Origin of the sequence: Blastococcus sp. HT6-4, assembly GCF_039679125.1 — a bacterium.
GTDB lineage: Bacteria > Actinomycetota > Actinomycetes > Mycobacteriales > Geodermatophilaceae > Blastococcus > Blastococcus montanus.
In genome coordinates this window covers 1,370,597-1,393,353 of sequence record NZ_CP155551.1, presented here as the reverse complement: position 1 = coordinate 1,393,353, position 22,757 = coordinate 1,370,597, and the positions used below count along the sequence as shown (strand labels likewise).

Here is a 22,757-nt window from a genome sequence, read left to right as displayed (position 1 = left end):
GCCGTGGGCGGACACCAGGGGATGGCCGGCGCGGGCCGGGACGAGGTCGCCGGGATGGTGCTCGGCGCGTGGGACGAGTTCCTCGCGCGGGCCGGATCGGTGGACCTGGACCGGCGCTCACGGCTGCCCGGCTGGCGGGCGCACGACATCTGCGTGCATCTGGGCTGCTGGGACGACCACGCCGCGCTGGCGGACCTGATCGCCTCCGCCCGCTCCGGTGGACGTGGCACCCCGCCCGATCCCGACGCCGTGAACGCCCGGGTCACGGCCGCGCACCGGGACGCCTCCCGCGAGGAGGTGCTGGCCGCGCTGCGGCGCAACCGGGAGGCCACCACCCGGTACCTCCACGAGGAGCCGACGGAGCTCGACACCGCGCCGACGGTCTCCGTCGTCGGGCGGCTGCCGCTGCTCAGCGTCGTCCTCGGGCAGGCCTACGAGCTCGCCGTGCACGGGCTGGACCTCGTGTCGTGCGGAGCCGAGCCACCGTCTGCGGCCGTGCTGCAGTCCGGCCTGGCAGCCCTCACCGACGTGACGGGAGCGCTGGCGGCCTCGACGGGGATCCGTGGCCGGGTCACCCTGGCCACGCCGGACGGCGGCTGGGGCTTCGCCGCCGACGGGAACGGGTGGCAGGTGCACCGGGTGCCGGCCGGCGTGGTCGAGGGCCCGGCCGTCGAGGGAGCGGCCGATCTCCTGCTCGACGCCGCCTCCGGGCGGGTGAACCCGGTGCCGGCGGCCGCCCGGCGCAGGCTGAAGGTCCACGACGTCGGCGGGCTGCTCCAGCTGGCGCCCATCGTGCAGCAGGTGCCCGGCATCCCGGGCGGGCCGATCCTGCAGCTGGCCGCCCGCACGGTGGGCGGGGCGGGGGGCGTGGTCGGCCGGCTGTTCGGCCGCGGTCAGTAGCGCTGCCGCTCCCCCGCCCGCCGCCGGTGCCACCACGCGAGACCACCGGCCAGCACGAGCAGGACGACGACGGCGACGACCGGCACGGTCGTGATCGTGGACAGCCGGGACACGACGAACCCGGCCGAGGCGCCGATGCCGACCTGCACCACCGTGCTCGGGACCAGCCCGACGGCGGTCGCCGCCAGGTAGGGCACCGGCCGGACGCCGCTGAGACCCGACCCGTAGCTGAGCACCGCGAACGGGATCACCGGAATGAGCCGGCCCACGAGCACGGCGGTGAACCCGCGGCCGGTGAAGAACTGGTCGGCGCGCTGGAGACGGGGCCCCGCCAGCCGGGCGGCGGCGGGCCGGCCGAGCACGCGGCCGAGCCCGAAGGCGGCGAGACCGGCCAGCACCCCGCCGGCGAGCGCCACGGCCAGCCCGGGGCCGAAGCCGAGGACCGCGCCGGCCAGCACCGAGAGCACCGACCGGGGCACGGGGGCCAGGAGCACCAGCGTCAGCGCGGCGACCAGAAGCGCCCAGCCACCCGCGCCGGCCGCGTCGAGCCAGGCGCGGAGCCGGTCGGGGGACGGCAGGTCGACGACGAGCGCCGCCACCGCACCGCCGAGCAGCAGCGCGGCCAGCGCGGCGGCGCGCAGCCAGACGTCCTGCCTCGCCGCACGCACATCCCGGTCCTGCGCGGGCTCCGGCGACCGCCGCGCCGGGGTCAGCTGCAGCTGCCCCCCAGCGAGACGCCGCGCTGCTCCAGCCACGGCACCGGGTTCGACCGATCGGCGTACAGGCCACCGCGGTGCACCTCGAAGTGCAGGTGCGGGCCGGTGGACTGACCCCGGTTGCCGACCTCCGCGATCTGCTGCCCGGCGCCCACGACCTCACCGGGGTTCACGAAGAACTGGTTGACGTGGCCGTAGACGGTGATGGCGCCGTCGGGGTGCTGGATCGCCACGGCCAGGCCGAAGCCGCTGGCCGGCCCCGCCTGGAGGACGACACCGGACTCCGGCGCGAGGACGGGGGTGCCGATCGGCGCGGCGATGTCCAGACCGAGGTGCATGGTCCCCCACCGGGCCCCGTAGCAGGAGGTCACGCGGCCCTGGGTCGGCGCGATGCCACCGCCGGCGGCGGACAGCGTGCTGACCGTCTGCTCGGCGGCTTCCCGCTGGTCCCACGTGGCGACGGGGTCGGCGGTGCCCTGCACCGACAGGAGCCTGATCTCCGCGTCGCGCAGCTGACCGTCGAGAGCTGCCTTCTCCGCCGCGAGCGCGTCGAAGTCGGCCTGGGCTTCGGCGAGCAGGGCGTCGGCGGCCACCTGGGCCTCGTGCGCCGCGCGGGCGGCCGCGTCCCGCTCCGCCACGGCCGCCCGGGCCTCGCGGTCGAGCTGGGCCTCCCGGGCCTCGACCACCCTCATCTCCTCGAGGGTCCGGGCCCGCTGCTCGCCCAGCAGGTCGAGCGTCGCGGCCTGCTGGAGGAGCTCGCCGGGCCCGTCGGCGTCCAGGACCATCTCCATCTCGCTGAGCGACTCGTCACCACCCATGTACGCCTCCCGGCCGAGGGTCGCGACGTCGTCCTGGGTGCGCGCCACGACTGCCCGGACGGCGGCGAGCTCCGCCGCGGTGGCCTCGGCGTGCTGCTGGGCCGTGGCGAGCGCGGCCTGCGTGGCGAGGACCGTCCCGCTGGCCTCCTCGGCCTCGAGCGTCATCTGCTGCAGGCGGTCCTCGGCCTCCCGCACCCGCTGCTCGATCCCGGCGACCTCGGCGGCGACGCGGTCGTGCTCGGACTGCACGTCGACGGCCGCGCCGGGGGCCGCGAGGGCCGGCCCGGCGCCGAGCCACGGGACGGCCAGCAGCGCGGTCAGCGCGGCCGCCCGCCGTCCGGTCCGGCGGAAACGCCCGGTCGTCCGCGTGGGCCCGGTCGGGTGGTGCAGGTGGTGCAGGGTCGCCAAGGCGACGTTCTCCGTTCCTCTACTCCGCCTACCGAGTCAGCTGACGGGTTCGGGCCGGAACGTGGCCCTACCTGCCTGCCGGTACGTGCGCAGGCAGGACTCACCCCAAGAACGGTGGGTCCCCGGTCCGTCCGGCCATCAGGCCGGACGGTTCGGCGGGGCCCGGTCGAGCCCCCGGGTTCGGGGGCGGGGTCGGCCGGGCCGCGAGGAACGGTACAAGCGAAGAGCCGAGATGTCACAGGGTGGTAACGCACCATGTCGGTCCGCCCCACCGGCACCACGGCGAGGCGGGCCCTTCTGGCAGGCTGTCGCCACCGGGGCGGTAGCTCAGCCGGTCAGAGCATGGGACTCATAATCCCTGGGTCGTGGGTTCGAGCCCCACCCGCCCCACCTGCGCCGACGCCCGCGCCGGACGACCTGGGACGGGAGCGTCGGCACCGGGCCGCCCGCCGCGGGACGGCCGTCGGGCCGCGGCAACCGGGGGGTATTCCCCCGCCGACCGCCGTCCACTCGTCGCCGGCGCCGACGTGACGAACACCTCAGGCCGAGACACCGACGATCCGCTCCGCCCGTGCTGCGCCGGTTGTCGCGAGTCGTGCGTCGCCACCCGTCCGCGGGTAGGACGGATGCATGACCCGCGACGACCTCGGTCCGGCGGCTCCGCCGCCCCCGCCCCGGTTCGGTCCCGTGCCCGCCGTCGTCGCACTCGTGCGGCTCCCCTTCGACCTCGTGGTCCTGCTGGACTACACGGTGCGCCAGCTCCCCCCGCTCCTGCAGGACGTGCGCAGCACCGTCAACGGGATCGCGCGGCTGGTGCGGCACGGCGAGGACGAGGGCGCGCTCCGTGAACTCCTCGACGAGCTCGCCCGCGCCGCCCGGGCGGACAACGCCGGTGCGCTCGCGCACCTGCTGCGCTCGTCCGGCGACCTGTCGGCCGTGCGGGCCGAGCTCGAACGGCTCCGTCTCCGGGCCGCCCTGGCCGACGACACCGACGTGCTCGAGAACTGACGCCGGCGGCCGTCGCGAGCGAGGTGTGGGCCGCCACGAAGGTGCCGTTGCCGCCCATCCAGGCGGTCAGCACGTAGGACCGCCTCACCGCCTGCCGATCGCGTAGACGTGGGCGACCACCGTGGTGCCGCTGCCCGGCCCGGCGAGGAACGGGGCGGCGGCGGCACGGAACGCGGTGATCGAGGGATCGCCGCTCCGGTCGACCGCACGGGCGGCCGGCCGGTAGGCCTGCTCGAGCCCGTGGTTGTCCCCGATGTCGCCGTGCTGGACCTCGAAGATCACGGTCGTGACGTTCGGGCTGTCGTCGTTCGGGCGGCTGTCCAGCCGCGGCACGACGTCGTACGCGTTCTCCAGCGCCAGCACCTGCACGGACGCCGGGATGTCGGCACGGGCGATCGGCGAACCGGCCGTGACCACGCTGCGCACGTCGAAGTCGAAGTCCGGGGTGCCGGCGTCGGAGGCGGCCTGCGCGGCCACCATGCCGCCCTGGCTGTGGCCGACCAGCATCACCGGGTCGGCCGGCCCGGCCCCCGCCCGCCGGAGGGCCTCGGCGATCGCCCGCTGCCTGGTCGTGACGCCGCCCCCCAGCACGCGGAGGTTGGTGCCCAGGTCGTCGGTCCGCGGGTTGACCGACGCGCTCGGAGGGTTCCAGTCGCGGGTGCCGGGGATGTCGACGATGTACGCGGTGCTGCCGTCGGCGGAGGTGAGCACCCGCACGGCGACGGTGTCCTGCCCGGGGCCCGCCCCGCCGGCGCGGGCGTCGAGCGCGCGCAGCAGGTCGTCGACCCCTCGCGGCGGCGTGACCACCGCGGTGCGGTCGTCATCGGGGAGCTGGCTGACGACGGGGGCGCCGTCGGGCCACAGCCGGCCGAGCCGACGGGCCGCCGAGCCGACGTCCCCGCCACCGAGCCACGGAGCGGCCACGCCGATGGTCAGCACGTTCGCCAGTCCACCCAGCCCGGGCAGGGCGCCGGCCACGTCGTCCACCAGGCCGGGGTGCTCGGTGAGCCAGCGCTCCGGGTCTGCGAGCAGGACGCCGATCTCCTGGTCCGCACCGGCCGGGTCGCCGATTGCGCGGCCGGTGCCCGTGACGAGCAGCCCGCCCACCGTGACCGGCCAGAAGAAGCCGCTCGCCCAGCGCAGGTCGTCGGCCAGCTCGGCCAGCGCGGCGTCGGCGGCCGCGTAGGCGGCCGCCGCGGCGTGCAGCACCACGGCCCGCGCGGCCAGCCCGGCGGCCAGCGCCGTCAGCCCGCTCGGCCCCTCCAGCACCCCGAGCAGTGCCGCGTCGAACCGGGCGACGCCGCCCGGGTCGAGCAGCGCGGAGGCCAGCAGGTCCGGATCGACCAGCACCGCGTGGCAGGCGCCGCTGGTGCCGGCCAGCAGCTCGGCCAGCGCGGCGCTGCTGCGCGCGAGGGTCTCCAGGTCGGCCAGGTCGGCCTCGACGCCACCGGCGCCCCCGCTGACCGCCAGCTCAGCCCTGCTCATCGGCGGCCTCCAGCAGCGCGGCCACCGCCGGCGCGACCCACGTCCCCAGGTCGGCCGGCCGCACCGGCAGCACGTCGACCGCCTGCCGGGCCGTTCCGGCCGGCCGAAGCCCCACCCACCCGGCGTCCGTGGCCAGCCAGGACACCTGCCCGGCGCCCACCGGATCCCCGGCCCGCCCGACCACCAGGCAGGCCAGCGAGCCGGCCGTGCGCCGCAGCAGCTCGTCGGCCAGGGCCCGTTCCCCGGCGGTCGGCCCGGCGACCTGCGGGACGGCGGTGTCCAGCAGCGCGAGCGGGAGGCGACCGGCCGGCACGGCGCCACCGCCCACCGGTGCCCCCGACGCGGTCAGGACGGCGGCCTCGGGCACCGCGCGGGCCAGCTCGTGCCCCAGGCCGGCGGCCGGGGTCAGCGACAGCTCGACGCTCCCCCCGGGCAGCGTCACGGCACCGGCCACCACTCCGGCCCCGAGGGCGAACCAGCCGTGCCGGGCTCCGCCGCGGCCGGTGACGTCCAGCCGCACGGTCAGGACCGGGCGGCGCAGCACCTCTAGCTGGGCCGCCACCGCGGGTACCGGAGGGCCCGCCCCGCCGGCGACGAGGATCCCGCGACCGGTGAGCGAAGAGAGCGCGGCGTCCCGCTGCTCACCGGTCACCGTCGCGGCGGCGGCGAAGGCCGCCGGGAGGCCGGGCAGCCTGCCCTCGGTGAGCACGGCCCACTCCGCCGGGGCCAGGCTGAGCCGACGCGCCGCGGCGGGCGCCGGCGGCGCCGTCCCGCGCCGGACGGTCAGGCGCGGGGCGGCCGGCCCCGGCGGACCGGTCACCACAGGCCCAGCCGGGTGAGCCGACCGGGGATCTGGCGCCACACGTCGGCCCCCGCCTCCGGCAGCTCGCCCAGCACCTCCCCCACCCGGTCGAGCAGCTCCCCGCCGCGGGCGGCGCGGTCGGCCAGCCACGCCCGGACCTCCCGCTCCGCCCGCGCGATCGCCGCGATCCGCTCCCGGACCTCGTCGGCGTGCCGGCGCAGGACGTCGGCGGCGGCGTCCATCCCGTCGGCCGCGGCCTCCACCGCGGCGCGGTCGGCGGCCAGCTCCCGGCGGTGCACCGCGGCCGCGTCGGACACCCAGCAGGCCCGGTCGGTCGTGCGGGCGTGCTCGTCCGCCGCCTCCCGGACCTGACCGGCCCGCCGGTGCAGCTCCGCGGCCAGCGCCTCGAGAGCCTCCGGATCGCCGTACCCGCCCATCCGCCGCCCCCCATCGGTCTCGAACCCGGGGGGAACGTATGGCCCGCGAGCACCCGACGGCCGCGCCCGGCAGGACCTGTGGAACGCCCGCGTGGATCCACAGGGGGTTCCCCGGGGCGCCGTCGGCCGGCCCCCCCCCGGTGCGGGATCCTGCTGCGATGCCCCTCGACTCGCCCGGCCCCCGCGTGCAGGCCGTCCTCGACATCCCGCTGCACCGGTTCCTCGGCGTGCAGCTGCGCGACGAGCGCGACCTCGCGGCCGGGATCCGGTTCCCCGTCGGGGAGGCCGCGCAGAACCCGGCCGGGATGCTGCACGGCGGGGTCGTCTACGCGCTCCTCGACGTGGCCTCGTTCCTGGCGCTGCTGCCGCAGCTCGGCGCGGACGAGCACGCGGTCACCCACGACGTCTCGGCCTCGCTGCTGCGGCCGGTCCGCGCCGGGGCGACCGTGGAGGTCACCGCCACCGTCCTCCGCCGGGGGCGGGCGGTGGCCTTCCTGCGGGCGGAGGCGACCGTCGACGGCGAGCTCGTCGCCACCGGCCAGGTCACGAAGACCGTCGTCGGCCCCCGCTGAGCCGGGTCACCACAGCGCCATCGACCGCCGGAAGATGCCGGCGAGGTCGTCCTCGGTGACCGCTCGAGGGCAGGTGGCCAGCAGCCGCTGCTGCTTCATCGCGCCGTCGACGAGGTCGGGGATGTCGCCCTCGTCGAACCCGACCGCGCCGACGCCGTTGGGGATGTCGATGTCCCGCATCAGGTCGGCGAGCACGGTGGGCAGGAACTCCGCGAGGTCCGAGGGACGGTCCGCCCCCGGCGCGAGCAGCTCGGCGGCGCGGACGTGCCGCTCCGGGGACGCCTCGAAGGTGAACCGGAAGGCCTCCGGCGCGGTCAGCGCCACCGACATCCCGTGCGGGACCATCGCCTCGCCGGCCGGGTAGTCCTTGGGGTGGAAGTCCTTCACCTGCCCGGCGATCGGGTAGGCGTTGGCGTGCGGGATGTGCACGCCGGCGTTGCCGAAGCCCATGCCGGCGAAGGTGGCAGCGATCGCCATGTCCGAGCGCGCCTGCACGTCGTCGCCGTTGCGGACGGCGGTGCGGAACGACCCGGCCAGCAGGGACAGCGCCTTCTCCGACCACATGTCCGAGATCGGGTTGGAGCCGCAGTAGGGCACCCGCTGCTCCGGCGTCTTGTGCTCGTAGGTGGTGTACCAGCGGGCGGTGTAGCTCTCCAGCGCGTGGCACAGGATGTCCATGCCGGACGCCGCCGTCACGCCGGAGGGCTGGCTGCGCGTCAGGTCGGGGTCGATGACGGCCAGCGTGGGCCGCAGCCGCGCGTGGCTGATGCCGGTCTTCACCTTCAGCGAGAGGACGTCCATCACGCAGATCGTGGTGCTCTCCGCCCCGGTGCCCGTCGTCGTCGGCACCGCGATCAACGGCTTGAGCGGCTCCGGCGGCGCCTGCCCCTTGCCCACCGGCAGGTTGACGTAGTCCATCAGCTCGCCCGGGTTGGTCGTCAGCAGGTTGATCGCCTTGGCGGTGTCGATGCTCGACCCGCCGCCGACGGCGACGAACGCGTCCCACGGACCCGACGCCCGGGCCTCGTCGATGGCCGCCACCAGGCTGACGTCGGTCGGCTCGACGTGGACGCCGTCGTAGACCCGCGCCTCGATCCCGAACTGCGCCATCTGCTCGGCGACCCGCTGCGGGTGGCCGGTCGCCGCCACCCCCGGATCGGTGATCACCAGCACCCGGCGCACGCCGTACCGGCTGAGGTCGTAGCCGATCTCGTCGGAGGCGCCGCTGCCGAACTTCAGCTGCGGTGCGCCGTAGGTGAAGACCGACTCCGGGGTGCCGGGCACGGTGCTGGTCATGGGGATCTCCTGGGCTGCTCGGGCGCTGGCGGGTCGGGTGATCGGTTGCAGCGAATGTTGCACAGTGGTTGTGGTCGGCACCACACCGGCGAATAGTCCGGAGCACCGCCCCGCCCGTCGACGGACGGGCCGTCCGCCAGCCCTGGAGGCCTCTGTGACCGACACCCCCGCGACCGCCCCCTACCTCGGCGACCTCCTCAGGGACGCGCCCACCAACTGGGGCAAGTGGGGGCCCGACGACGAGGTCGGTGCGCTGAACTACCTGGGCCCGGAGCAGGTGCTCGCCGCGGTCAAGCTGGTCCGCTCGGGCAAGGTCTTCACGCTCCAGCGGCTGATCGGCGACCCGAAGGGCGACCCGGTGTGGCCCGGTCGCACGCCCGCCGTCCGGACGCAGATCCTCGACGAGAGCGACTGGGACGAGGGCGGCAAGGGGGCGGCGTACCCCGGCGGCCTGCACTACGCCGACGACAAGATGGACGCGTACCTGCAGGGCTCGACGCAGTACGACGCCCTCGGCCACCTCTGGTACGACGGCAAGATCTACAACGGCTACGACGCCCGCACCACCATCGGCGGCCTGGAGAAGGCCAGCGTGGAGCCGATCGCCCAGCGCGGCGTCGTCGGCCGGGCCGTGCTGCTGGACATGGCCCGCTTCCGCGGCAGGGCCACCCTCGACAAGGGTGAGACCTTCACCCACGAGGACCTCGTCGCCTGCGCCGAGGCCCAGGGCACCCCCATCCAGAAGCGGGACATCCTGATCATCCGGACCAACTTCCTGCAGCTGTTCCACGAGCAGGGCGAGGCGTTCTACGAGGGCTTCAACGAGCCGGGGCTGGTCTACTCCCCCGAGCTCGTGCAGTGGTTCCAGGACATGGAGATCCCCAACCTGGTCACCGACACGATCGCCAACGAGGTCACCTTCGACCCGAACAACGGCGTCGCGCTGGTGCTGCACAACGCGCTCATGCGCAACCTCGGCGTGACCCTGACCGAGATCGCGGACCTGGAGCAGCTGGCCGCCGACTGCGCGGAGGACGGCCAGTACGCCTTCCTCTACGTCGCGGCCCCGCTCAAGGTGGCCAAGGCGGCCGGCACCCCGGTCAACCCCGTCGTCATCAAGTGACGCCATGAGCGGCTACGACGACCGGCCCTGGCTGGCGCGCTACGGCGATCAGCCGGCCGACTACCCGATCGAGTTCGAGACGGCCCTGGAGATGTTCCGGGCCGGCGTCGAGCGCGATCCCTCGGCGGTGGCGCTGCGCTACTTCGACGGGACCATCACCCGCCGCGAGCTCGACGAGCTCAGCGACGGGCTGGCGTCCGGGTTGCTCGCGAACGGGTTCGGCCCCGGCGACCGGCTGGCGGTCTACCTGCAGAACGTGCCGCAGTTCGTCATCGCGATGGTCGCCGCGTGGAAGGCCGACGGCGTCATGGTGTCGATCAACCCGATGAGCCGGCAGCGGGAGCTCTCCTACCTGCTGGCGGACTCCGGGGCCACGGTGCTGCTCGCCCTCGAGTCGCTCTACGACCAGATCGCCCGCGAGGTCGTGCCCGGCACCGACGTGCGCCTGGTGCTCACGACCAGCGAGCTGGAGTTCCAGACGCGGGACGACGAGCGGCTGTTCGCGGGGATCACCCGGCAGCGGCACGAGGGGACGACCGACCTCCTGGAGCTGATCGACCGGCACCGCGGCGAGGCCCCGCCGCCGGTCGGGCTGCGGTCGGACGACGTCGCGTTCCTGACCTACACGTCGGGGACGACGGGCGTGCCCAAGGGCGCGATGAACACCCACCGGAACGTGGTGTTCACCGCGCAGGTCTACCGCGACTGGGTGCACGCGGGGCGGGACGGCGCGATCTTCGGCGTCGCCCCGCTGTTCCACATCACCGGGCTGATCGGCCACATCGCGGTGAGCCTGCTGGTGCCGGCGCCACTGGTCCTGGCCTACCGGTTCGAGCCGCAGGTGGTGCTCGACGCGTTCGCCGAGCACCGGCCGGCGTTCACCATCGGCGCGATCACGGCGTTCACCGCGCTGCTCAACGCCCCGGGCTTCAGCAAGGACCACTTCTCGTCGTTCACCTCCATCTACTCCGGTGGGGCCGCCATCTCCCCCACCGCCGAGCAGAAGTTCCTGAAGGCGACCGGCAAGCAGGTGCACAACGCCTACGGCCTGACCGAGACGACCTCCCCGATGACCGTGACCCCGTTCGGGGCGGCCTCCCCGGTCGACCCGACCTCGGGCGCGCTGTCGGTCGGCGTCCCGGCACCGAACACGGTCGTGCGCATCCAGGACGACGACGGCCGGGACCTGCCGCTCGGTGAGATCGGCGAGATCGTCGCCGAGGGGCCGCAGGTCGTCGCCGGCTACTGGGGCAAACCCGAGGAGACCGCGGCGGGCCTGCCCGGTGGGGCGCTCAAGAGCGGCGACGTCGGCTTCATGAACCCCGAGGGCTGGGTGTTCATCGTCGACCGCAAGAAGGACATGATCAACGCCTCGGGCTACAAGGTCTGGCCCCGCGAGGTGGAGGACGTCCTCGCCGAGCACCCGGCGGTCCGCGAGTCGGCGGTGGTCGGCGTCCCCGACGAGAAGCGCGGCGAGACGGTGAAAGCGTTCGTCAGCCTGAACCCCGGGGCCACGGCGACGGAGGACGAGCTCATCGCCCACTGCAAGGAGCGGATGGCCGCCTACAAGTACCCGCGCAGCGTCGTCCTGGTCGACGAGCTCCCCAAGACCGTCACCGGCAAGATCCTGCGCCGGGAGCTGCGCGGCTGACCCACGGCCGGCGGCGGCCGCGCGAGCCGCCGCCGGCTGGGGCAGGGTGGGGGCCATGACGACGCCGGAACCCGAGACGCCGCAGCCCCGCGACATCGCCGTGGAGCAGGAGAGCGCCCAGACCGAAGCCCACCTGGAGGAGCAGAGCGCCCCCCGCGAGGCACCGCAGGGCGACGCGGACGACGTCCCGGGCCACCCCTCCTGACGCGGGCTGCCGGGGCGGGTCAGCGCCCGGCGAGCTCCCGGGCGGGGATCCGCCGGCCGGCGACGTAGTAGAGCGTCGCTCCCACCGGCACCGCCGTGCTCCACGCCGGGCTGACCGCGAGGCCGTCCGGGCCCCGGAGGGCGAGCACGGTGGCCCCGAACTCCCGGCCGAACCACGTCTGGCAGTCGCCGAAGGTGGTGTGCGCGAACCCGGCCGGCACCACCAGCGAGTAGGTGTTGCCGCGCCCGCCGCTGCGCATCAGGTCGGAGTAGATCTGCGCGATGCCCGGGTCGGTCGCCTCCTCGGTCAGCAGGAACGGCATGTGCCACTGGACGACCTGCACCCGCGCGCTGACGTAGCGCAGGTTCTCCGCCCGCTCGAGGTCGCGCACGGCGGCGACGACGTGCACGTCCGGGTTGGCGTGGACGACGGCCACCGCGATCGCGAGCGTCTCGTTGTCGTCCCGGCCGTCGATCACGACGGTGCGGGCGGCGGGGACGCATGCCCGGTCCATGACGTCCTCGTGGGTGAGGTCGCCGCGGACGAAGTGCACAGCCGGGTGGTCGGGCATCGGGTTCTCGGGCACGTCGTCCCAGGCGGCCAGCGCCACCTGGTAGCGCCCCTCGGCGGTGAGCTCGGCGATGATCCGCTCGGTGCGCCCGGGCCAGTAGCCGAGCAGCACGAGGTGGTCGAAGAGTTCCAGGGGGACCACACCTCTCAGGCGCCGGAAGCGGAGCGACTGCAGCGCGTCGGACAGCCGGGTGAACAGCAGGGTCAGGGTGACGATGCCGCCGACGATCACGTAGGCGCCGACGAGCCGCCCGCCGATCGAGGTCGGGAAGACGTCGCCGTAGCCCACGGTGGCGGCGGTGACCAGGAAGTACCACCAGTAGGTGCCGGGGGCGGTGATGTCACCACCGGCCGGCTCGACCAGCACCATCGCGAGCCAGCTGGTGAGGAACACGGCCACCGCCACGGCCAGGGGTAGCCGCCAGCCGCGCAGCCGCAGCCGCATGAACCGCGAGAGTCGGTGGATCAGGAACGGCAACGGAACTCCTGCCGACGGCACCGGGGACGAGGCAAGCTACCGCGCCGGCAGGTGCGCGACGACCACCCCGCCGGCCAGCTCACCCAGCAGGGTCGCCGCCTCGGCGACGCAGCGGGCCGGATCGGGTTCCAGCTCGCTCAGCGCGTGCGCGGCCGCGAACCCCGCGGCGGTCAGCCGGTCCGCGGTCAGCCGGACGGTGCCGGCCAGCGCCAGGCAGGGCACGCCGGCCGCCCGGGCCCGGGCGGCCACCTCGGCCGGGGCCTTGCCGTGCAGCGTCTGCTCGTCCAGCGCCCCCTCCCCGGTGACGGCGAGCGCCGCGCCGGCGAGGACGTCGGACAGGCCCACCAGGTCGCACACCAGGCCGGCCCCGGACACGACCCGGGCACCGATGGCCATCGCCCCGGCGGCGGTGCCGCCCGCTCCGCCGGCACCGGGCACGTCAGCGACGTCGACGCCCAGGTCCCGACGCAGGACGGCGGCGTACCGGCGGAGGGCCGCGTCCAGGGTGCGCACCTCGTCGGGTCCGGCGCCCTTCTGCGGGGCGAAGACGCGCGCCGCGCCCGCGGGGCCGGTCAGCGGGTTGTCGACGTCGGAGGCCACGACCAGCTCCACCCCGGCCAGCCGCGGGTCGAGCCCCGTCGGGTCGGCCCGCACCAGCTGCATCAGCCCGGCGCCGCCGGGAGGGACGTCGTCTCCGTCCGCGTCGAGCAGCCGCACGCCCAGCGCCTGCAGCATCCCCGCCCCGCCGTCGGTGGTCGCGCTCCCGCCGATGCCGAGGACGATCCCCCGCACCCCCCGGTCGAGGGCGGCCCGGACGAGTTCGCCGACCCCCCGGGTACTCGCGGTGAGCGGCGCCGGCGGCGCGAGACCGAGGCCGGCCGCCGTGGCCAGCTCCAGCACGGCGACGCGGGGACCGACGGCGATCGCGGCGTCCGGGGACGCCCGTCGGGTCCGTGCACCGCGACGGTCTCCGGCCGGAACCCGGCCCGCAGCGCCGCGGCGACCGTGCCCTCGCCGCCGTCGGCCACCGGGCGCAGGACCAGCTCGACGTCCGGGCGCAGCCGGGCGATCCCGTCGGCGACGGCGCGGGCCGCGTCGTCGGCGGTCAGACTGCCCTTGAACGAGTCGGGCGCGATCACGACGTGCACGACGGGCAGCATGCTCCTGTTCGTCGTACGTTCGGCATCGTGACCGTCGACAGCCCTGACTTCTACGCCATCGATGACCTCCTCGAGCCGGCCGAGATCGAGATCCGCGACCGGGTCCGCGCCTTCTGCGACGCGGAGGTCACCCCGCACATCAACGACTACTGGGAACGCGCCGAGTTCCCGTTCGAGATGGCGCAGAAGCTCGCCGGGCTGGGCATCGTCGGCGGCACCATCGAGGGCCACGGCTGCCCCGGGATGAGCAACGTCGCCGCGGGCCTGGTGGCCGCGGAGCTGGCCCGCGCGGACGGCAGCATCGGCACCTTCAACGGCGTGCACAGCTTCCTCGCGATGCAGTCGATCGCCGTCCTCGGCGACGAGGAGCAGCGCGAGCGCTGGCTGCCCGAGATGGTGCGCCTGGAGAAGATCGGCGCCTTCGGCCTGACCGAGCCCAAGCACGGCTCCGACGCCGTGGGCCTGGAGACCTCGGCCCGCCGTGACGGTGACGCCTTCGTGCTCAACGGGCAGAAGAAGTGGATCGGCAACGGGTCGATCGCCGACTACGTGATCATCTGGGCCCGCGGCGAGGACGGCAAGGTCGGCGGCTACGTCGTCGAGAAGGGCGCGCCCGGCTACGAGGCGACGGTCATGACCGGCAAGACGGCGCTGCGCGCGGTGTGGCAGGCCGAGATCACCCTGACCGACGTGCGGGTGCCGGCGGAGAACAAGCTGGCCAACTGCCACTCGTTCAAGGACGTCTCCTCGATGCTCGACCGCACCCGCTACACGGTGGCGTGGCGGGCGCTGGGCCTGGCGACGGCGTCCTACGAGCTGGCTCTCGCGCACGCGCTGCGGCGGGAGCAGTTCGGCCAGCCCATCGCGGGGTTCCAGCTGGTGCAGGACAAGCTCGCGCGGATGCTCGCCGAGATCACGTCCATGCAGCTGATGTGCTGGCGGCTGTCGAAGCTCGCCGACGCCGGCCGGATGACGGCGGCCATGGCGTCGCTGGCGAAGATGAACCACGCGGCCAAGGCGCGCGCGATCGTGGCCGACGCGCGCGACATCCTCGGTGGGGACGGCATCCTGCTCGACCACCACGTCGCCCGGCACCACGCCGACATGGAGGCGATCTTCACCTTCGAGGGCACCGACTCGGTGCAGGCGCTCATCGTCGGCCGGGCGATCACCGGGCTGTCGGCGATCAGCGGCCGCAAGCCGGACAGGGGCTGATCGCGCCCGCTGGGCCGGCCGGGCTCAGCGGGCGGTCGTCAGCCGGGAGTCGAGGGCGGTGATCCGGGCGCACTCGGGGCAACCCGTGCGGCCGATGCCGACCCGCTCCCACTTCTGCGTCCCCCACACCTGGACGATCGCGCCGCACACGGCGAGCTCGACCTCACCGTCGAGCTCGGCGGGCGGGCGGTGCGCCTCCACGGCGTGCCAGGGGTAGCTCCGATCGTTCTGCCGCCCGGTCGACCAGCGATCGGGACGGGCGAACCCCACGGCGTACGTGCTCATCTCTCTCCAGTTCCCCGCTCGCGCGGGAGCCAATCCCCACGATCGGGCGAGCGTGGATCGACCCGGGCCGCTCCCGCCGGCACGCTCCGCAGCCGGGTGGGTGACGTTCCCCGCGGCCGTCACCCCGCCGGGGGACGCCGTCGGCGCGCTACCGTCGGAGGTCTCGGGAGGTGTACGCGGATGGAACCGGTCAGCCTGCTGGTGGGGGCCGCACTGCTCGCCACCGGCTTCATCGCCGGACGGGTGGGCCGGGGTCGACGCCCCGCCGCTCCCCCACCGGTGACGCCGCTGTGCGGATGCGGGCACACCCTCAGCCAGCACGACACCGAGAGCAACACCTGCTACGCCGAGCTGCGCCGCGACACCTACGACAAGCGCGGACGCTGGTCGGGCCACAGCTGGGTGCCGTGCACCTGCCGCCAGTACGTCGGCCCCCGCCCGGTCGACGAGGTGTTCGTCCCCCGCGTCCTCCCGCCGAGCGACTGATCCGGGCGCCGCGCGGGCATCGAGGACGGGTGAGCACCCGCCCCGCGCCCGCCCGCGGCGACCGCACCGACAACCTGCTGGCCCTCACCGAACCGGCCCGCGCCCTGGTCAGCGCCGGCGCCCTGGCCGCCGGGCTCCCCCTGCTGCGGCTGGCGCCGCGCGGCGAGCCGCACCCCGTCGTCGTCCTGCCCGGGTGGCTGGCGTCCGACGTCTCCACCCGCGCGATCCGCCGCTGGATCGGAAGCCTCGGCCACCCCACAGTGGGCTGGGACCTCGGCCGCAACCACGGCCCCCGGCCGGAGGTGGTCGAGGGCGTCCGCCGGCTGGTGGACCGGGTGGCCGACGAGCACGGGTCACCGGTCAGCATCGTCGGCCAGAGCCTCGGGGGCCTCTTCGCCCGTCGCCTGGCCGAGCGCAGCCCGCACCTGGTCCGCCAGGTGATCTCGCTGGGCTCCCCGTTCGCCGGGGTGCCGCGGCGGCCGGCCGGTGCGCGCGGCGCGGGGATGTACCGGGAGTACCGCCGGCTGCGGGCCGTCGAGCAGGTGCGCCCCGCCCCGGCCCTGCCGGTACCGAGCACGTCGGTCTACTCCCGGTCGGACGGCGTCGTCGACTGGCGCACCTGCCTGCAGGAGGAGGGGCCGCGCAGCGAGAACGTCGCGGTGCACGCCAGCCACCTGGGCATGGGCCTGGATCCGGCGGTGCTCTGGGTGGTCGCCGACCGGCTGGCCCAGCCCCGCGACGGCTGGCGCCCGTTCCGGCGGCCCACCCGCTTCGGCCTGCGCGCCCTCTTCCCGGAGGAGTGAGCGGTCGGCTCAGGTCCAGGTGACGGCGGCGGCCAGCACGACCAGCGCGACGGTGGTGCCGGTCTCCACCAGGGCACCGAAGACGTCGCCGTTCACCCCGCCGAGGCGCCGCGCGGCGTGCCGGGCCAGCACGGCGGCCGCAGCCAGCCCGACGACGACGGCGGCGGCCCACCACAGCGCCGCCGGGAGCGAACCGCCGACGGCCAGCTTCGCCCCCACCGCCGCGGCGAGCAGCACCGCCGTGGCCGCCCAGCGCAGGACCGGCGAGCCCGAGCCGGCGACCAGGACGCCGAGCGACGACCCGGGGGCGGCCGGCCGGGACGCGGCGTGCAGCACCGCCGTCCGGCCCGTGACCGTCGCCAGCACCACGGCGAGCAGCCCCTCGGGGACGCCGGCGTCGCCGAGCACCGCTGCCAGCGCCGTCACCTGGATCAGCAGCGTGCAGACCAGGGCGGCCACGGCGAAGGCCCCGACCTCGGGCCGGCGCATGATCGCCAGCGCCTGCTCGGCAGGGCGGCCGCTGCCGAGGCCGTCGGCGAGGTCCGCGGTCGCGTCGAGGTGCAGGCCGCGGGTGAGCAGGGCGAGCGCGGTCACCACCAGCGCGGCGGCGAGCAGCGGCGCCCCCTGCCCGCCACCACGCCACACCAGCAGCGCCGGGAGGCAGGCGAGCGCACCCAGCACCAGCCCGACGACGGGGAGCCAGCCGAGCACGCCGGGCCCCGGGATCCGGGCCCGGGCGGGCACCGGCAGCACGCTGAAGACGCCGAGCGCGGCGAGCAGCCCGCCGCTGCCCGCCTCCTGGCGCGGGACCGCGCTCACCGCAGCCGCTGCGGCAGGCCCGCGGTGAGCAACCAGACCCGCTGCGAGCCCGCCGCGACGCGGGAGTTGAGGATGCCCAGCTCGTCGCGGAACCGGCGGCCCGACGCGGTGGCCGGCACCACCCCCGACCCCACCTCGTTGCTCACCGCGACCACCCGGCGGCGGGTGCCGGCCCAGGCGTCGAGCAGCGCGTCGACCGCGGCCGCGAGCCGGGCGTCGGCGTCCTCGCCACCGGTCCACACCCCGCAGTCGTCCATCGCCCCCGCCAGCCAGGTGGACAGGCAGTCGACCAGCACCGGTGGGCCCGGGTCGCCGAGCACGCCCACCAGGTCGGTGGTCTCGAGGGTGCGCCAGGTCGCCGGGCGGCGGGCCCGGTGCAGCGCGACGCGGTCGGCCCACTCGGGGTCGCTGCCGTCGGCGGGCAGCCCGCAGGCCACGTAGTCCACCCGCCGGGCCCGCGCGAGCAGCTGCTCGGCGTGCCGCGACTTGCCCGAGCGGACGCCTCCGAGCACGAGCGTCCGGCGTGGGCGGCCGATCACGACACCCGCCCGGCGGTGCGCCGGGCGCGCACCGCGGTCAGCAGCAGCTGGGCGCCCAGGACCGCGCCCACGCCCTCCCCCGAGCGCAGCCTCAGGTCCAGCAGCGGCTCCAGCCCCAGCTCGGTGAGCACCTCGGCGTGCGCCCGCTCCCGGCTGCGCTGGCCGGCGACGAGCGCCGGCTGCGCGGCCGGCTCCAGGCGGACGGCGACGACGGCGGAGATCGAGGTGACCAGCCCGTCGAGCACCACCGGGACACCTGCCGCCGCCGCGCCCAGCGTGACGCCGGCGAGCACCGCGAACTCCGGACCGCCCAGCGCGGCGAGCGCGGTCAGCGGCTCGGCGAGCGCCACCCCGTGCTCCGCACGCGCCCGCTCGAGAGCTCCGGCGACGACGGTGCGCTTGCGGGCCAGCATCGCCGCGTCGGCGCCGGCCCCCAGGCCCACGGCGGCGTCGGGGTCCAGGCCGAGCAGCGCGCACGCCAGCGCCGCGGCGACCGTTGTGTTGCCGATGCCGACCTCGCCCAGGCAGACCAGCCCGTCCGCCGCCAGCTCCCGGCCCAGCGCCCGGCCCTCCTCGACGAGCGCCTGGACCGCGGCCGCGGGGAGCGCGTCGGCGGCGACCAGGTCGCCCTGGGGCCCGGGCACCACCGCGTGGTGGGCCCGCACCCGCAGCCCGGCCTGCCGCGCCGTCGCCGCCCCCAGGGACTCCCCACTGCGGGTCGCCGCGAGCACGTCGGCGGTCACCGACGCCGGGTAGGCGGAGACCTGGTGGGCGTCGGCCACGGGGTGGTCCCCCGCGACGACGACCAGCGTCCCGGTGGCCGGCTCGTCCCCCGGCAGGGCGAGCACCCGGTCGACGGCGCGGTCGAGCACGCCGAGCGACCCGGGGACGGCGAGCAGGTCGTCGCCGCTGTCGCGGGCGGCCACCACGGCGTCCGGTCGCGGCCCCGCGAGGTGGGACACGGGGGCCTCCGGACTGCCGTCGGCCGGCCAGCGCTCGGCCAGGACGACGTCGTCGAGCGGCGCCCGCGCCGACCAGCCGTGGCGCATCAGGCCGGGCTCGGGCGGGCGCTCGTCCGGCCAGCCGAGGCACAGCCAGCCGAGGGTCTCGACGCCGTCGGGCAGGTGCAGCAGCGCGGCGAGGTCGGCCGGCTGGAAGAGCGTCACCCAGCCCAGGCCGAGGCCGGATGCGCGGGCGGCCAGCCAGATGTTCTGGATGGCGCAGGCGCAGCTCCAGAGGTCGGCGTCGGGGAACGTGGCCCGGCCCAGGACCCCGGTGGCGTGTGCCCGGCGGTCGCAGGCGACGACGATCCCGACCGGCGCCTCGCGGATCCCCTCCAGCTGCAGGTCCAGCAGCCGGGCCCGGCGATCCGGGGTGAGCAGCTCGGCCTGCCGCAGCCGCTCCCGGTCGGCGAGCACCGCGGCGCGGTCACGGGTGGCCTGCTCGGTGACGACGACGAACCGCCACGGCTGGGAGTGCCCCACCGACGGCGCGCGGTGCCCGGCCTCCAGCACCGTCCGCAGCAGCTCCGGCGGAACGGGGTCGGGGCGGTAGCGGCGGATGTCGCGCCGGGCCTCGATGACCTCGTGCAGGGCGGCCACGCTGCCGGCGTCGAACGCCCAGCCGGCGGGGTCGGCCGCCCGTTCCGCCGCATGCGTGCGGTCGCCGATCACCGGGACCGGCCGGGGCCAGGTCATGCCAGGAACTCCTCCGTCAGGTGCCGCACCCTCCGGACCAATCTCGCACGGGCGCCCGCCGTCGCGGGCAGCGGGCCGCACGGTGTCCCCCGGGCGGGCGGCCCGTCCCCGGCGGCCGGGTCGGTCACCGCTCCCGTCGTTACGGTTTGTCTACGAACGGGTGTGGCGCGGCCATGGCGCGGTTGGCGGCGCGGCGGGCGGCAATGAACGGGAACGTGTCCGCCACCTCGACCGACGGCTCCGGAGCCGCGCCGCCGACCGATCGCCCCTCCGTCGTGGGCCTCGACGAGGAAGCGGCCGCGGACGACGGGCTCACCGGGGCGAAGGCCTCCGCGCTCGCCCGGGCGCACCGCGAGGGGTTGCCGATCGTCCCGGGCTTCGTCGTCACCACCGCAGCCGTGGACCGGGTGTCGTCGGGCACGCCCCTGCCCGACGACGTGCTCGACGCCTGGCGCCGGCTCTCCGAGGACGGCCGGCGCGCGCTGGTCGTGCGGAGCAGCTCCACGGTGGAGGACCTCGGCGACTCCTCGATGGCCGGGCGGTTCGAGTCCGTCGTCGGCGTCAGCGGGCTGGAGGAGTTCCGCCGGGCCGTGGACACCGTCGTCGCGTCCCGGGAGACCGCGGCCGAGGGCTCGGCGGAGCTGACCGGGCGGGAGCCGCTCGCCGTCCTCGTCCAGCCGCTGCTCGACGCCCGCAGCGGTGGTGTCCTCTTCGGCATCGACCCGGTGTCCGGGCGCGAGGACCGGCTGGTCGTCGCCGCGGTCGAGGGCGGGCCGGACCGGCTCGTGAGCGGGCAGGTCGACGGCGACCGGTACGAGCTGGACCTGACCGGCCAGGCCACGGAGGCGACCCGGGGGGACGGCGGGGTCCGGCTCCGCCGGCCGCAGCTGCGTGCCCTCGCCGACCTCGCGCGCCGGACCGCGGAGGTGTTCGGCGGGCCGCAGGACGTCGAGTGGGCGTTCGACGGGTCCGGCCGGCTGCGACTGCTCCAGAGCCGCCCGGTCACCGCCGAGCCGCGCGGCCGTCCGCAAGGCCCGGTGCTCGGGCCCGGACCGGTCGCCGAGACCTTTCCCGAGCCGCTGCAGCCGCTGGAGCGCGACCTCTGGGTGCCGCCGATGCGCGAGGCCCTCGGGCACGCCCTGCTGCTCGCCGGCACCACCGACCGGGCCACGGTGGACGCCTCGCCGCTGGCCACGGTCGTGGGGGGCTGGGTGGCCGTCGACCTCGACCTGCTGGAGAGCCGGGCGGAGTCGCCGCGGCTGCTGGAGCGGCTCGACCCCCGCCCCCGGTTGCGCCGGCTGCGGGCGTCCTGGCGGGTCGGCCGGCTCCGTTCGGCGCTGCCGGTGCTGGCGGAGGACGTGCTGGCGGCCGCTGACCACACGCTGGGCGGCGTGCCGGCGCTGGACGAGCTCTCCGACCGGCAACTGGTCGCGGTGCTGCACCGGGTCGCCCCGGCGCTGCGCTCGGTGCACGCCCACGAGCTGCTCATGGGCATGCTGGTGGATCCGGCCGCGCCCCGGCTGACCGGCGTCAGCGCGGCGCTGCGGGTGCTGGCCCGCTCGCGGCAGGCCGGCCTCTCGGACGCCGAGATCGTCGCCGCGAACCCGGTCGTCCTCGCCCTCGCCGCACCGTTGGTCTGCCGGACCCCGCAGCTGCCACCCGACGTCGATGCCCCCGACAGCCCCCCGCCGGGAGACGGGTCCGACGCGGGGCTGCTCCGGGAGGCGCTCCGGCTGCGGGTGCGCTGGCTGCAGGAGGTGACGGCCCGGGCCGCCTGGACGCTCGGCGAGCGGCTCGCCGCGACCGGGCGGCTGGCCGGCCCGGAGGAGGTCCGTGGCCTGCGGCTCGCCGACCTCACCGCGGCGGTCCACGATCCCGCTGCCGTGCTGGAGCCGCGCATCGAGGAGGCGGGTGAGCCGCTGCCCGCCCGGTTCCGCATGAGCGACACCGGCCGGCCGGTGCCCGTCGCCGGCTCCGCAGGTGGCACCGGCGCCGGCGGCGGGTCGGGCAGCGGACCGGTGCACCACGGGGAGGACCCGCCGGAGGGTTCCGTGCTCGTCGTCCGGACCCTCGACCCCTCGCTCGCCCCGGTCCTGCCGCGACTGGGCGGGCTGGTCGCCGAGACCGGCAGCGTCCTCGCGCACCTCGCGATCCTGGCCCGGGAGTCCGGCGTGCCCACCGTCGTCGGCTTCTCCGGGGCGCTGGAGCGGTTCGCGCCCGGGACGACCGTGCGCGTCGACGGCGACAGCGGCTCGGTGGAGGAGGAGACGTCGTGAAGCAGCTCAGCTGGCTGATCGGCGTGGTGGCCCTGATCGCCACCGGCGCCTACCTGTTCATCTACGTCTACCGGTGGGAGTGGCACCGCGCCCTGCTGGTGGGGATCCTGTTCCTCGCCACCCTCGTGGGGCTCTGCACGGCGCTCGTGCTGCGCCGGCTGGCCGCGGTCGACGAGCACGTCCGTTCCGGCGCTGGTGCGCAGCGGCAGCCCGGGGCGCTGGAGCGGCTGCGGGCGACCCCCGTGGAGAGCAAGCCGTTCCTCTGGCTCAAGCCGGAGGCGTTCGACCGCACGCACATCTTCATCCCGGTCCTGCTCGGCGGCGGGTTCGTCGTCTCGGGCATCGCCTGGCTGATCGAGCGGGTGGCCGGCAACTCCGCCCGGGCGGGCGTGGAGGAGCAGCTGGCCACCGAGCTGGAGCAGGTCGCCTTCCCGGCCACCTCGCTGGTGCCCACCGACGCCGAGCTGCTGGCCGGCGCGGACGACTGCGGCGACGACCCGGCCCTGCGGGTGCTCCTCGGTCCCGCGGCGACGGCCGGCCTGCGATGAGCCGGGTCCTCGGCTGGCTCGTCGCCGCGGCCGTCGCCGTCGCCGGCGTCGTGCTGCTGCGCGAGGAGCTGATGACCGTGGAGGTGCCGCAGCCGGAGGGGTCGTACACCGACGTCGTGGTGGCGGCGTCGATCGTGCGGGAGGACCCGGCCGTCCGGGAGGAGATGATTCGGGGACTGGTCAGCGCCTGCCGGCTGCTGGTCAACGCGGACGTGGTCGAGGACTCGTTCCGGTCGGTCGACGACAGGGTGTTCGCGTTCCGCCTGCGACCCGGCCTGGACGAGTTCGACCGGCGGGAGCTCCGCGGCTGCCTGAGCGACCTGCGGGTGCAGCACCTGCTGGTCGAGGTCCGCCGGCTCGAGACGGTGGTGCCCGGCGACCGCGCCGCCTCGGGCCCGTGATCCCCGTCCGTGCCGGATCCGCCGTCGCCGGCCGTAACGGGATCGTCAGGTCCGACCCG

At 76.0% G+C, this 22,757-nt stretch carries 24 protein-coding genes, 1 tRNA gene, 1 pseudogene and 1 riboswitch; of the genes and pseudogenes, 13 read left to right on the top strand and 13 right to left on the bottom strand.

What is annotated here, in order from left to right:
• Positions 1-3 precede the first annotated feature (3 nt).
• Entirely contained in the window at positions 4-900 is an 897-nt protein-coding gene (locus ABDB74_RS06845; RefSeq protein WP_346622768.1) for a maleylpyruvate isomerase N-terminal domain-containing protein, read from the top strand.
• Here the strand turns inward: ABDB74_RS06845 and ABDB74_RS06840 are convergent.
• Together ABDB74_RS06840 and ABDB74_RS06835 are read right to left on the bottom strand one after the other, a co-directional pair.
• Positions 894-1,568, bottom strand: a complete 675-nt coding sequence (locus ABDB74_RS06840) for a VTT domain-containing protein (protein WP_346622767.1) — start codon at positions 1,566-1,568, stop codon at positions 894-896. The genes ABDB74_RS06845 and ABDB74_RS06840 overlap by 7 nt on opposite strands.
• 41 nt (positions 1,569-1,609) lie before the next feature.
• Positions 1,610-2,842, bottom strand: coding sequence for a peptidoglycan DD-metalloendopeptidase family protein (locus tag ABDB74_RS06835; RefSeq protein ID WP_346622765.1), 1,233 nt, complete (start codon positions 2,840-2,842; stop codon positions 1,610-1,612).
• Positions 2,843-2,852: 10 nt separating this feature from the next.
• A riboswitch (cyclic di-AMP (ydaO/yuaA leader) is annotated at positions 2,853-3,010 on the bottom strand.
• Between the two features lie 148 nt (positions 3,011-3,158).
• On the opposite strand from ABDB74_RS06835, the gene ABDB74_RS06830 reads away from it, so the two are divergent.
• Positions 3,159-3,232, top strand: a tRNA-Ile gene (locus tag ABDB74_RS06830).
• A gap of 240 nt (positions 3,233-3,472) precedes the next feature.
• Complete coding sequence (locus tag ABDB74_RS06825; protein ID WP_346622763.1) at positions 3,473-3,850, top strand: hypothetical protein; 378 nt, start codon at positions 3,473-3,475, stop codon at positions 3,848-3,850.
• 84 nt (positions 3,851-3,934) lie between these two features.
• Here ABDB74_RS06825 and ABDB74_RS06820 read toward each other — a convergent pair whose 3' ends face one another.
• The 3 genes from ABDB74_RS06820 to ABDB74_RS06810 are packed head-to-tail and all read right to left on the bottom strand — an operon-like array spanning position 3,935 to position 6,574.
• Positions 3,935-5,335: an alpha/beta hydrolase gene (locus tag ABDB74_RS06820; RefSeq protein ID WP_346622762.1), complete on the bottom strand. Its 1,401-nt coding sequence runs from the start codon at positions 5,333-5,335 to the stop codon at positions 3,935-3,937.
• Positions 5,322-6,155 carry a hypothetical protein gene (locus tag ABDB74_RS06815; RefSeq protein ID WP_346622761.1) on the bottom strand — a complete coding sequence of 278 codons (834 nt, stop codon included), beginning with the start codon at positions 6,153-6,155 and terminating at the stop codon, positions 5,322-5,324. Before ABDB74_RS06815 ends, ABDB74_RS06820 begins: the two co-directional genes overlap by 14 nt.
• Positions 6,152-6,574, bottom strand: a complete 423-nt coding sequence (locus ABDB74_RS06810; RefSeq protein ID WP_346622759.1) for a hypothetical protein — start codon at positions 6,572-6,574, stop codon at positions 6,152-6,154. The genes ABDB74_RS06815 and ABDB74_RS06810 overlap by 4 nt, the downstream gene beginning before the upstream one ends.
• Positions 6,575-6,732: 158 nt before the next feature.
• Between ABDB74_RS06810 and ABDB74_RS06805 the strand changes: the two genes are divergently transcribed.
• Complete coding sequence (locus tag ABDB74_RS06805) at positions 6,733-7,146, top strand: PaaI family thioesterase (RefSeq protein WP_346622757.1); 414 nt, start codon at positions 6,733-6,735, stop codon at positions 7,144-7,146.
• Between the two features lie 6 nt (positions 7,147-7,152).
• Here ABDB74_RS06805 and ABDB74_RS06800 read toward each other — a convergent pair whose 3' ends face one another.
• Positions 7,153-8,442, bottom strand: coding sequence for a hydroxyacid-oxoacid transhydrogenase (locus ABDB74_RS06800; protein ID WP_346622755.1), 1,290 nt, complete (start codon positions 8,440-8,442; stop codon positions 7,153-7,155).
• A 154-nt stretch (positions 8,443-8,596) separates the two neighbouring features.
• Here ABDB74_RS06800 and ABDB74_RS06795 point away from each other — a divergent pair, with 154 nt between their 5' ends.
• Genes ABDB74_RS06795 through ABDB74_RS06785 form a run of 3 tightly spaced genes read left to right on the top strand, consistent with a single transcriptional unit; the run spans position 8,597 to position 11,421 of the window.
• Positions 8,597-9,565, top strand: a complete 969-nt coding sequence (locus ABDB74_RS06795) for a cyclase family protein (protein WP_346622754.1) — start codon at positions 8,597-8,599, stop codon at positions 9,563-9,565.
• Positions 9,566-9,569: 4 nt separating this feature from the next.
• On the top strand, positions 9,570-11,216 hold the full coding sequence (locus tag ABDB74_RS06790; RefSeq protein ID WP_346622753.1) for an AMP-binding protein: 1,647 nt from the start codon (positions 9,570-9,572) through the stop codon (positions 11,214-11,216).
• A 55-nt stretch (positions 11,217-11,271) separates the two neighbouring features.
• Positions 11,272-11,421 carry a hypothetical protein gene (locus tag ABDB74_RS06785; RefSeq protein ID WP_346622752.1) on the top strand — a complete coding sequence of 50 codons (150 nt, stop codon included), beginning with the start codon at positions 11,272-11,274 and terminating at the stop codon, positions 11,419-11,421.
• Between the two features lie 19 nt (positions 11,422-11,440).
• Here ABDB74_RS06785 and ABDB74_RS06780 read toward each other — a convergent pair whose 3' ends face one another.
• The 3 genes and pseudogenes from ABDB74_RS06780 to ABDB74_RS20670 all read right to left on the bottom strand — a co-directional run.
• Positions 11,441-12,469 carry a potassium channel family protein gene (locus ABDB74_RS06780; protein WP_346622750.1) on the bottom strand — a complete coding sequence of 343 codons (1,029 nt, stop codon included), beginning with the start codon at positions 12,467-12,469 and terminating at the stop codon, positions 11,441-11,443.
• Positions 12,470-12,505: 36 nt separating this feature from the next.
• Positions 12,506-13,369, bottom strand: a complete 864-nt coding sequence (locus tag ABDB74_RS06775) for a glycerate kinase (RefSeq protein ID WP_346622749.1) — start codon at positions 13,367-13,369, stop codon at positions 12,506-12,508.
• Between the two features lie 92 nt (positions 13,370-13,461).
• Positions 13,462-13,629: pseudogene (locus ABDB74_RS20670) on the bottom strand (glycerate kinase); the annotation flags it as partial.
• A 27-nt stretch (positions 13,630-13,656) separates the two neighbouring features.
• Between ABDB74_RS20670 and ABDB74_RS06770 the strand changes: the two are divergent.
• The gene (locus ABDB74_RS06770; RefSeq protein WP_346622748.1) at positions 13,657-14,844 is read left to right on the top strand and encodes an acyl-CoA dehydrogenase family protein; all 1,188 of its coding nucleotides are present in this window, start codon (positions 13,657-13,659) and stop codon (positions 14,842-14,844) included.
• A 24-nt stretch (positions 14,845-14,868) separates the two neighbouring features.
• Here the strand turns inward: ABDB74_RS06770 and ABDB74_RS06765 are convergent, their stop codons facing one another.
• Positions 14,869-15,129: a hypothetical protein gene (locus tag ABDB74_RS06765; protein ID WP_346622747.1), complete on the bottom strand. Its 261-nt coding sequence runs from the start codon at positions 15,127-15,129 to the stop codon at positions 14,869-14,871.
• A gap of 180 nt (positions 15,130-15,309) precedes the next feature.
• Here ABDB74_RS06765 and ABDB74_RS06760 point away from each other — a divergent pair, with 180 nt between their 5' ends.
• On the top strand, positions 15,310-15,615 hold the full coding sequence (locus tag ABDB74_RS06760; RefSeq protein ID WP_346622745.1) for a hypothetical protein: 306 nt from the start codon (positions 15,310-15,312) through the stop codon (positions 15,613-15,615).
• Positions 15,616-15,644: 29 nt separating this feature from the next.
• A complete protein-coding gene (locus ABDB74_RS06755) occupies positions 15,645-16,418 on the top strand; it encodes an alpha/beta hydrolase (protein WP_346622743.1) in 774 nt (257 codons plus the stop codon).
• Positions 16,419-16,427: 9 nt separating this feature from the next.
• Here the strand turns inward: ABDB74_RS06755 and ABDB74_RS06750 are convergent, their stop codons facing one another.
• The 3 genes from ABDB74_RS06750 to bluB are packed head-to-tail and all read right to left on the bottom strand — an operon-like array spanning position 16,428 to position 19,473.
• Complete coding sequence (locus tag ABDB74_RS06750) at positions 16,428-17,237, bottom strand: adenosylcobinamide-GDP ribazoletransferase (protein ID WP_346622742.1); 810 nt, start codon at positions 17,235-17,237, stop codon at positions 16,428-16,430.
• Positions 17,234-17,776 carry a bifunctional adenosylcobinamide kinase/adenosylcobinamide-phosphate guanylyltransferase gene (locus ABDB74_RS06745; protein WP_346622740.1) on the bottom strand — a complete coding sequence of 181 codons (543 nt, stop codon included), beginning with the start codon at positions 17,774-17,776 and terminating at the stop codon, positions 17,234-17,236. Before ABDB74_RS06745 ends, ABDB74_RS06750 begins: the two co-directional genes overlap by 4 nt.
• Positions 17,773-19,473 (bottom strand): 5,6-dimethylbenzimidazole synthase, encoded by a 1,701-nt coding sequence (bluB, locus tag ABDB74_RS06740; protein ID WP_346622738.1) that lies wholly within the window; start codon positions 19,471-19,473, stop codon positions 17,773-17,775. Before bluB ends, ABDB74_RS06745 begins: the two co-directional genes overlap by 4 nt.
• A 215-nt stretch (positions 19,474-19,688) precedes the next feature.
• On the opposite strand from bluB, the gene ABDB74_RS06735 reads away from it, so the two are divergent.
• The 3 genes from ABDB74_RS06735 to ABDB74_RS06725 are packed head-to-tail and all read left to right on the top strand — an operon-like array spanning position 19,689 to position 22,698.
• Positions 19,689-21,749, top strand: coding sequence for a PEP/pyruvate-binding domain-containing protein (locus ABDB74_RS06735; protein ID WP_346622736.1), 2,061 nt, complete (start codon positions 19,689-19,691; stop codon positions 21,747-21,749).
• The gene (locus tag ABDB74_RS06730; RefSeq protein ID WP_346622734.1) at positions 21,746-22,297 is read left to right on the top strand and encodes a hypothetical protein; all 552 of its coding nucleotides are present in this window, start codon (positions 21,746-21,748) and stop codon (positions 22,295-22,297) included. Before ABDB74_RS06735 ends, ABDB74_RS06730 begins: the two co-directional genes overlap by 4 nt.
• Positions 22,294-22,698, top strand: coding sequence for a hypothetical protein (locus tag ABDB74_RS06725; RefSeq protein WP_346622732.1), 405 nt, complete (start codon positions 22,294-22,296; stop codon positions 22,696-22,698). Before ABDB74_RS06730 ends, ABDB74_RS06725 begins: the two co-directional genes overlap by 4 nt.
• Positions 22,699-22,757 lie beyond the last annotated feature (59 nt).

Bases quoted from the DNA above. Each gene is read 5' to 3' on its own strand.
- ABDB74_RS06765 (WP_346622747.1), bottom strand. From the start codon at position 15,129: ATGAGCACGTACGCCGTGGGGTTCGCCCGTCCCGATCGCTGGTCGACC.
- ABDB74_RS06790 (WP_346622753.1), top strand. From the start codon at position 9,570: ATGAGCGGCTACGACGACCGGCCCTGGCTGGCGCGCTACGGCGATCAG.
- ABDB74_RS06805 (WP_346622757.1), top strand. From the start codon at position 6,733: ATGCCCCTCGACTCGCCCGGCCCCCGCGTGCAGGCCGTCCTCGACATC.
- ABDB74_RS06725 (WP_346622732.1), top strand. From the start codon at position 22,294: ATGAGCCGGGTCCTCGGCTGGCTCGTCGCCGCGGCCGTCGCCGTCGCC.
- ABDB74_RS06760 (WP_346622745.1), top strand. From the start codon at position 15,310: ATGGAACCGGTCAGCCTGCTGGTGGGGGCCGCACTGCTCGCCACCGGC.
- ABDB74_RS06785 (WP_346622752.1), top strand. From the start codon at position 11,272: ATGACGACGCCGGAACCCGAGACGCCGCAGCCCCGCGACATCGCCGTG.
- ABDB74_RS06820 (WP_346622762.1), bottom strand. From the start codon at position 5,335: ATGAGCAGGGCTGAGCTGGCGGTCAGCGGGGGCGCCGGTGGCGTCGAG.
- ABDB74_RS06810 (WP_346622759.1), bottom strand. From the start codon at position 6,574: ATGGGCGGGTACGGCGATCCGGAGGCTCTCGAGGCGCTGGCCGCGGAG.
- ABDB74_RS06800 (WP_346622755.1), bottom strand. From the start codon at position 8,442: ATGACCAGCACCGTGCCCGGCACCCCGGAGTCGGTCTTCACCTACGGC.
- bluB (WP_346622738.1), bottom strand. From the start codon at position 19,473: ATGACCTGGCCCCGGCCGGTCCCGGTGATCGGCGACCGCACGCATGCG.
- ABDB74_RS06825 (WP_346622763.1), top strand. From the start codon at position 3,473: ATGACCCGCGACGACCTCGGTCCGGCGGCTCCGCCGCCCCCGCCCCGG.